At 33.4% G+C, this 6,489-nt stretch carries 6 protein-coding genes; all 6 read right to left on the bottom strand.

The features are described 5' to 3' along the window. Positions 1-136: 136 nt before the first annotated feature. The 6 genes from VB776_RS12640 to asnS all read right to left on the bottom strand — a co-directional run bounded on the left by VB776_RS12640 (position 137) and on the right by asnS (position 6,284). Positions 137-1,630: a DUF4153 domain-containing protein gene (locus VB776_RS12640; protein ID WP_323330179.1), complete on the bottom strand. Its 1,494-nt coding sequence runs from the start codon at positions 1,628-1,630 to the stop codon at positions 137-139. 114 nt (positions 1,631-1,744) lie between these two features. After that, positions 1,745-3,166, bottom strand: a complete 1,422-nt coding sequence (creD, locus tag VB776_RS12635) for a cell envelope integrity protein CreD (protein WP_323330177.1) — start codon at positions 3,164-3,166, stop codon at positions 1,745-1,747. An 88-nt stretch (positions 3,167-3,254) separates the two neighbouring features. Continuing rightward, the gene (locus VB776_RS12630; RefSeq protein ID WP_323297993.1) at positions 3,255-3,554 is read right to left on the bottom strand and encodes a winged helix-turn-helix domain-containing protein; all 300 of its coding nucleotides are present in this window, start codon (positions 3,552-3,554) and stop codon (positions 3,255-3,257) included. Between the two features lie 50 nt (positions 3,555-3,604). Continuing rightward, entirely contained in the window at positions 3,605-4,216 is a 612-nt protein-coding gene (locus VB776_RS12625) for a hypothetical protein (RefSeq protein WP_323330175.1), read from the bottom strand. Between the two features lie 81 nt (positions 4,217-4,297). Continuing rightward, on the bottom strand, positions 4,298-4,762 hold the full coding sequence (locus VB776_RS12620) for a nuclear transport factor 2 family protein (RefSeq protein ID WP_323330173.1): 465 nt from the start codon (positions 4,760-4,762) through the stop codon (positions 4,298-4,300). Positions 4,763-4,853: 91 nt separating this feature from the next. Beyond that, a complete protein-coding gene (gene asnS, locus VB776_RS12615) occupies positions 4,854-6,284 on the bottom strand; it encodes an asparagine--tRNA ligase (protein ID WP_323330171.1) in 1,431 nt (476 codons plus the stop codon). Positions 6,285-6,489 lie beyond the last annotated feature (205 nt).

The following is a 6,489-nucleotide window of genomic DNA, read 5'->3' as shown; positions in this document are numbered from 1 at the left end:
ACTAAACCCATTCATAACTGGGGAATTATTATCAACCAATTTTACCTTATTTTTGACCAAAGAATCAAAAACAAATAATCAATACAAAAAACAACTTACACAAAATTAGGGATAGTGTCAAAAATGGCTTTTACTCTCATTGCTTATTCAATTGTTTAAAAATCTGTTCATCTGCATAATTCCAAGACTGCCATTGTTTGGCTTTATATTGTTTTTCAAAGGCATCAATTTGCTTCAAAATAAATACTCTTTGTGTAATAATGGGTGCAGATTTATAGTATTCATCTTCTTTTAAATAGATGTAATCGAACACTTTAGTATCAAGATTTGCTTTTGGATGTACTAATAATGTTTTTAATGCTGGCAAAGTATTGTCGCTGAGGTTCAGTAAATAAGTTACGTCTAACTGATTGGCTTTATTGATATTATAAGACGCAATGAGGCTATCCCAATTTGTGAAACTGCTAACAATTAATAAAAAGTAAGCAAACCAAGAATTGTTTCGCAACAAAAACCAAATTGTTTTTTGATGAAGTACTTTCCAAAAAGTGCTGATAAGTCCTGCCGTCGTCAATATCAAGAAAACATATACGCCGATTCTTTTATAGGTTAATCCGAATTCGCTGATATACAATTGGTTTTTAAAAATGACCCCAATAAGCAAAAGCGTATTTTGGAAAATCCAGACATAAGCAAGTCTTTTTAACCACTTATTTCTTGAGTAAAAATTCTGATTGGCTCTGAAATAATATAAAATAATGCTGATGGCGAGAATAGCACTAAAAATTAAAGTATTTACTCCTTGATGAACATAAGAAGAATAATGGATTCCTTTAGGTAATTTTTGGTCTGAAAAAATGACAGAGAAATCAACAAAATTGAAAAAAAGTAAGAGTAAATTCAGCATTGAAAAGACGATAATACCTTTTGTATTTTCAATTTTTAGAATTGTTAATTGGAAAATCTTTTTCTCTTTTTGTTTATTTCTGATTAAAGTATTGGGCAAAGAAATGTCCCATTCAGTTAGTTGTTGACCGAAAAATTGGTAGTAAAGACCAACACTCATCATCGTACCAACCAGAAAGAATAAGCAAAACTGTAAGGAAATAATATCTTTTGGTAATTGGAAATAACTGCCAAATTCAGGGTTTGCTGAGGCATATAACAAGTAAAATACAAAAGTGATTAACAGGGGAATAATGTAAAAAGCTGTAGTTTTTTGGATAGAAAAACCTTTCTTTTCCAGCTTTTTTTGACTTAAAATGTATTCATCAAAGTTTTCAAATAAAATTTTGAAAGAAGAGAAAGCAATGGAAACAAAACCCTTCAAGAGACCAACATAAATACTACTATCTTGATGATTACTTACTCCAATTAATAAGATTAAAGAACAAAAAAATGCTATTATAGAGAGATTTGAATGATGAAAAACAATCATTCCTGATGATAAAACACTTCCAAATGCTACAATTTGCCATGCTTTATTCTTGATTAAATCAGGTTGCGTAATTAACATTCCAACGATGACGATAATCGTAAAAATCAAGAAATTAATTCCTGCTGATTGTTGGTAAAACAAGTAGCTAAAAGCTATTGAAGTAAAGGCTAATAATATTTTTTTGTTGTTCATTGTACCTATTACTTAAAGATTTAAAAAAGCGAATAACTGTTATTGGATTTTTAATAATTTGTAGAAAAATAGACAGCTTACCTGTTTAAACAGGCAAGACTGTCCTGTATAGAACTATTCTTCTTTACCATTATAAGCACGATACCAGTCTATATTGCGTGTCAAATACATCACAACCCCTAAAATTATTAACAACCCTATACTTCCAAGTAGTAAAGAATAGTCTTCCAATTGTAATAAAGAGTAGAAGAAACCATAAAGTAAGGTGAGAATTCCATTGAATATCAGTGTGGTACGAGTATTTTTAAAGATGCCAATGGTGTAAAAAGTAACTAAAGTGAGAATAGAAACACATCCGATAAGATAAGCTATGTTGAATGAAAGATGTTCTGAAATTGCCAGTAAAAGCACATAAAATAGACAAATGGCGAAGCCAACCAAAAGGTATTGAATAGGATGGAGGCGTTTTCGATTGAGGATTTCTACGAAGAAAAAAGCAATAAAAGTGATAACAATAAACATCAAATTATACTTGGTTGAACGCATCGTTTTTTGATACTCATCCACGGGTAAAATTAGTTTTACCCCAAATGAACTTTGTAATTCGCCAGTCACTTTTGTAGCAACATTATCTGAAGAAGAAACTGAAGTACGGTCGTGAGTTCCGTTTTCTTGATGACTGGCATCGAAGCCTATAAAACTGCCAACTCCTTGTTGAGGATAATTTCTGTTTAAGTGTAATTCATTCCAAACAGCTTTAAAGCCTTTTTCAGTTACCTCTCGCTCGTCTGGTAAGGACGCTCCTACAAAACTTGGCGTTCCCCAAGCCGATTCGAGCGATACTTTAGTCGTTTTGCCAAAAGGTAAAAAGTCGATTTCTTTGCTACCGTTTAGGTTAATTAAAGCATCAAAATTGATAGTTTCCGCCGCTAAATTGATTGGACAATTGACACCCGAAGTAAATAAATCGTTTGATTCAATTCCAGAATTCATTTCAGCACTTACACCATTAATTTTTAACTGAATAGCTTCCTTAATTCCCTTCATGTCGGTAATGCCAAAAGAGATAAATGCTTCAGAAAACAAAAATCTTTCTTTTGGGATTTTCAACAGCGTAACATCAGGTTTTTTGAAAAAACCTTGCAGATGTAGTTGTGCATTGTAAAGCATTACTACATAAATTCCTCTGTATCTTTTTTCCGGAATTAGCTTCCCAGAAATGTTAAGTTGCTCAGGCAAAAAGTGAGCATATTTAATCACTGTTGATTTTTTTCCATTGTCATCTTCCTCAATAACAGTGTATGGAATCGTTATTACTGCTCCACCGATGGTTTGGTTACCTCCCCATTTAGAAGTAATTTCTTCTACGGCATTATCTCTGGTGGCTTGGCGTTCGAAAACCAAACTTTGTAGCATAGATGAAGGAATCATCAGTAACAAAATGAGGAAAAAAATGGTGATAAGCTTTAGCATTACTGAGCTTTTAATCCAATTATTGAAGCGTTCAAATAGCGATGTTTTTTCAGTTGTTTTCATAATTATTGTTTATTTTATTTACAAATTACTTTGAATTTCAAAGTTTAAATTGATTAAAAAACGAATCTCAAAATTCGTTGAATATTATTTATAAAGTACCTTTAATAAGTGCTTCGAGGGCGTTAAGGTGTTCTTGAAAAGCCTGTTTCCCTTCGGGTGTTGCTTGGAATGAAGTATTAGGTTTTTTGCCAATAAAAGCCTTTCGTACTTGAATGTATTTTTCTTTTTCCAAAGCCGTAATGTGCGAAGCTAAATTCCCATCAGTAACGTTGAGTGTCTCTTTGAATTCATTAAAATCCACCCAATCGTTTACCATCAAGATAGACATTACGCCCAGCCTCACACGGTTTTCAAAGGATTTATTTATGTTAGAAATGATAGTTTGCATAAGAGTCAATTTGATAATTTTACTCAGAAAATAATTACCAAATTTTCAAATCAAGATTCATATTTACGGTACATCACAATGCCGTAAATAATGTGTAATACCCCAAAACCAATTGCCCAAAATAATAAACCAAGCTTCCATTGGTCTAAAATACCGCAAATCAAGCCTAGTATAATTTCAATATAGCCTAAATATCGAATATCATCATAAGTATATTTTGAAGCATTCACAACGGCTAAACCATAGAAAACTAAGGTAGCAGCATCAATTAAATGTGGGGCATGTTTAAGTAAAATCAAGCAGAATAAACCACCCGTAACCAGTGGAATTGCCATATTGAGTAAAAGCCTTCTAGAAGTATTATCCCAAATTTTTAAGCCTTTACGTTTGGCATTTCTTAGACTAAAATAGATTGCAAAACTAAGCGAAAGAATTAAAACAACGATTCCATCAACAATAATATAATTTATCAGTGGGATATTGTCTTGTAAATTCAAATAAGTACTTGGGTGTTCATCAAGGATTCTTTGATAGGCTAAATAAGCACCTATCAAGGCAAAAGTACCTGCGAATATTCCCGATAGTCCACTCAGTGAAATAAATCGGCTTGAACGTTCCATCATTGAACGTATGTCAGAAATATCTTGAAGATGTTGGTTCATATTTTCAAATTACTTTGTAATGCAAAGTACATTTATAAAAAATAAAATTCCAAATGTTTTGTGGAATTTTATTTGAGATACTTACTCACACTTCCGACGAGTATCCGCTAAAGCAATGATTTTCCAGCCATTTTCGGTTTTGTAAAATTGAAAGGCATCTACGCCGCAATGTTGGCGTTTGCCATTTACATATAATTCGTAGGGCGTCCAAGCGGTTGCCATATTTCCATCAATTCTGATTTCGTAACTTAATACTCTTTCTTCAATTTGAACATTGGCGGGCAAAGAACCAATTTGTTTGATAAAACCATCCGCATTTTCTTCAGTAGTTAAAGTCATCAAATTAGTTTTGCGATTGATACCAATTGATTGCATTCTGATAGAAGGATGAAAAGTAGCACGAATCATCGTTGAATCATGTTTTTGCATGCCTGCAAACAATTGTTCAACGACAGCTTGAACAGCTTTTTCTTCAGAATTTTGTGCGGTAAGGGCGAAAGCAATGCCCAAGAAAAGAAGTAAAAAGGAAAGAGATTTTTTTAGCATTGTAGTATCGTTTAATACTGAAGTGAATAAGTAATTTAGAGCTTAATTTACTGAAAATAATCAAAAATTACTTATTCACTCAACACAACTATTAAAATTCTGCCGATTTTGGAGTACGTGGGAAAGGAATTACGTCACGGATGTTGGTCATTCCTGTTACAAACATTACCAAACGTTCGAACCCTATACCGAAACCTGAGTGTGGTGCTGTTCCGAACTGACGAGTTTCTAAATACCACCAAATCGTATCTTCGTGGATACCTACGTCTTTAGTACGTTGTAATAATTTTTCGTAATTATCTTCACGCTGAGAACCACCGATGATTTCGCCAATGCCTGGGAACAATACGTCCATTGCACGAACAGTTTTTCCATCTTCATCCAACTTCATATAGAAAGCCTTGATGTCTTTTGGATAGTTCGTCAAAATCACTGGTTTTTTGAAGTGTTTTTCTACCAAATAACGCTCGTGTTCTGATTGTAAATCAATGCCCCATTGTACTGGATATTGGAATTTACCTTCTTTATGACGTTTTGATGATAATAAAATCTGAATCGCTTCTGTATAAGTCAATTTTACATAATCATTATCAACTACAAAACGAAGTTTTTCAACTAAAGCCAATTCCGAACGTTCTTCAGCTTTTTTCGTTTTCTCTTCATCTTTCAAGCGATTTTCAAGGAAAGCTAAATCGTCAGCACAGTTTTCTAAAGCATAATTAATAACATACTTTGTGAAATCTTCTGCCAAACGCATATTGTCTTCTAATTCATAGAAAGCAACTTCTGGTTCAATCATCCAGAATTCAGCTAAGTGACGAGCCGTGTTTGAGTTTTCAGCACGGAAGGTTGGTCCGAAAGTATAAATTTTCGATAAAGCCATTGCTCCTAATTCGCCTTCCAACTGTCCAGAAACCGTTAAGTTAGTTTCTTTTCCGAAGAAATCTTCTTTGTAATTTACAGAGCCATCTTCGTTCAATGGCGGATTTTTTGGATCTAAAGTAGTTACATGAAACATTTCACCAGCACCTTCTGCATCCGAACCGGTAATGATTGGCGTATGTAAATAGAAGAATCCGTTGTCGTTAAAATATTTATGAATCGCAAATGCCAAAGAGTGACGAATACGAAGAATTGCCGAAAAAGTATTGGTACGTGGACGCAAGTGTGCAATTTCACGTAAGAATTCTAAAGAGTGTTTTTTGGGTTGTAAAGGATATTTCTCTGGGTCGGCTGTGCCATAAACCTGAGCCGTTTTTACTTGTAATTCTACTCTTTGTCCTGAACCTTTTGATTCAATAAGCGTACCCGTAACGGCAACACATGAGCCCGTAGTAATTAATTTAAGCGTATCTTCACCAATTACTCCCGGTTCTGCAACCGCTTGAATATTATGAATTACTGAACCGTCATTGATATTAATAAAAATTACATTTGGTTGTACACGTTTTGTTCTTACCCAACCTTTTACGGTTATTTCTTCGCCAACAAGGGCTTCGGCTAAAATTTGCTTGATTTGCATTGCTATAATTTCGGATTTTGGACTTTCCATTCGTTCTTCAACAAACAAAAATCACACGTACTAATCATTTTCTAAGATTCAAAATTACTTACAATTCTTACAATTACCGAATTAGCGTGTATTTTTCGTGGTTTAATAATTCAAGAGATAGAAATTTTCTTCTCGAACGTTCGTATTTTGAAGTATTTCCTTTTTTAATTTTTTC

It is taken from the genome of Arcicella gelida (genome assembly GCF_034931025.1).
Taxonomy (GTDB): domain Bacteria; phylum Bacteroidota; class Bacteroidia; order Cytophagales; family Spirosomataceae; genus Arcicella; species Arcicella gelida.
This window is presented reverse-complemented; position numbering and strand designations above follow the sequence as displayed.

Bases quoted from the DNA above. Each gene is read 5' to 3' on its own strand.
- VB776_RS12640 (WP_323330179.1), bottom strand. From the start codon at position 1,630: ATGAACAACAAAAAAATATTATTAGCCTTTACTTCAATAGCTTTTAGC.
- creD (WP_323330177.1), bottom strand. From the start codon at position 3,166: ATGAAAACAACTGAAAAAACATCGCTATTTGAACGCTTCAATAATTGG.
- VB776_RS12630 (WP_323297993.1), bottom strand. From the start codon at position 3,554: ATGCAAACTATCATTTCTAACATAAATAAATCCTTTGAAAACCGTGTG.
- VB776_RS12625 (WP_323330175.1), bottom strand. From the start codon at position 4,216: ATGAACCAACATCTTCAAGATATTTCTGACATACGTTCAATGATGGAA.
- VB776_RS12620 (WP_323330173.1), bottom strand. From the start codon at position 4,762: ATGCTAAAAAAATCTCTTTCCTTTTTACTTCTTTTCTTGGGCATTGCT.
- asnS (WP_323330171.1), bottom strand. From the start codon at position 6,284: ATGCAAATCAAGCAAATTTTAGCCGAAGCCCTTGTTGGCGAAGAAATA.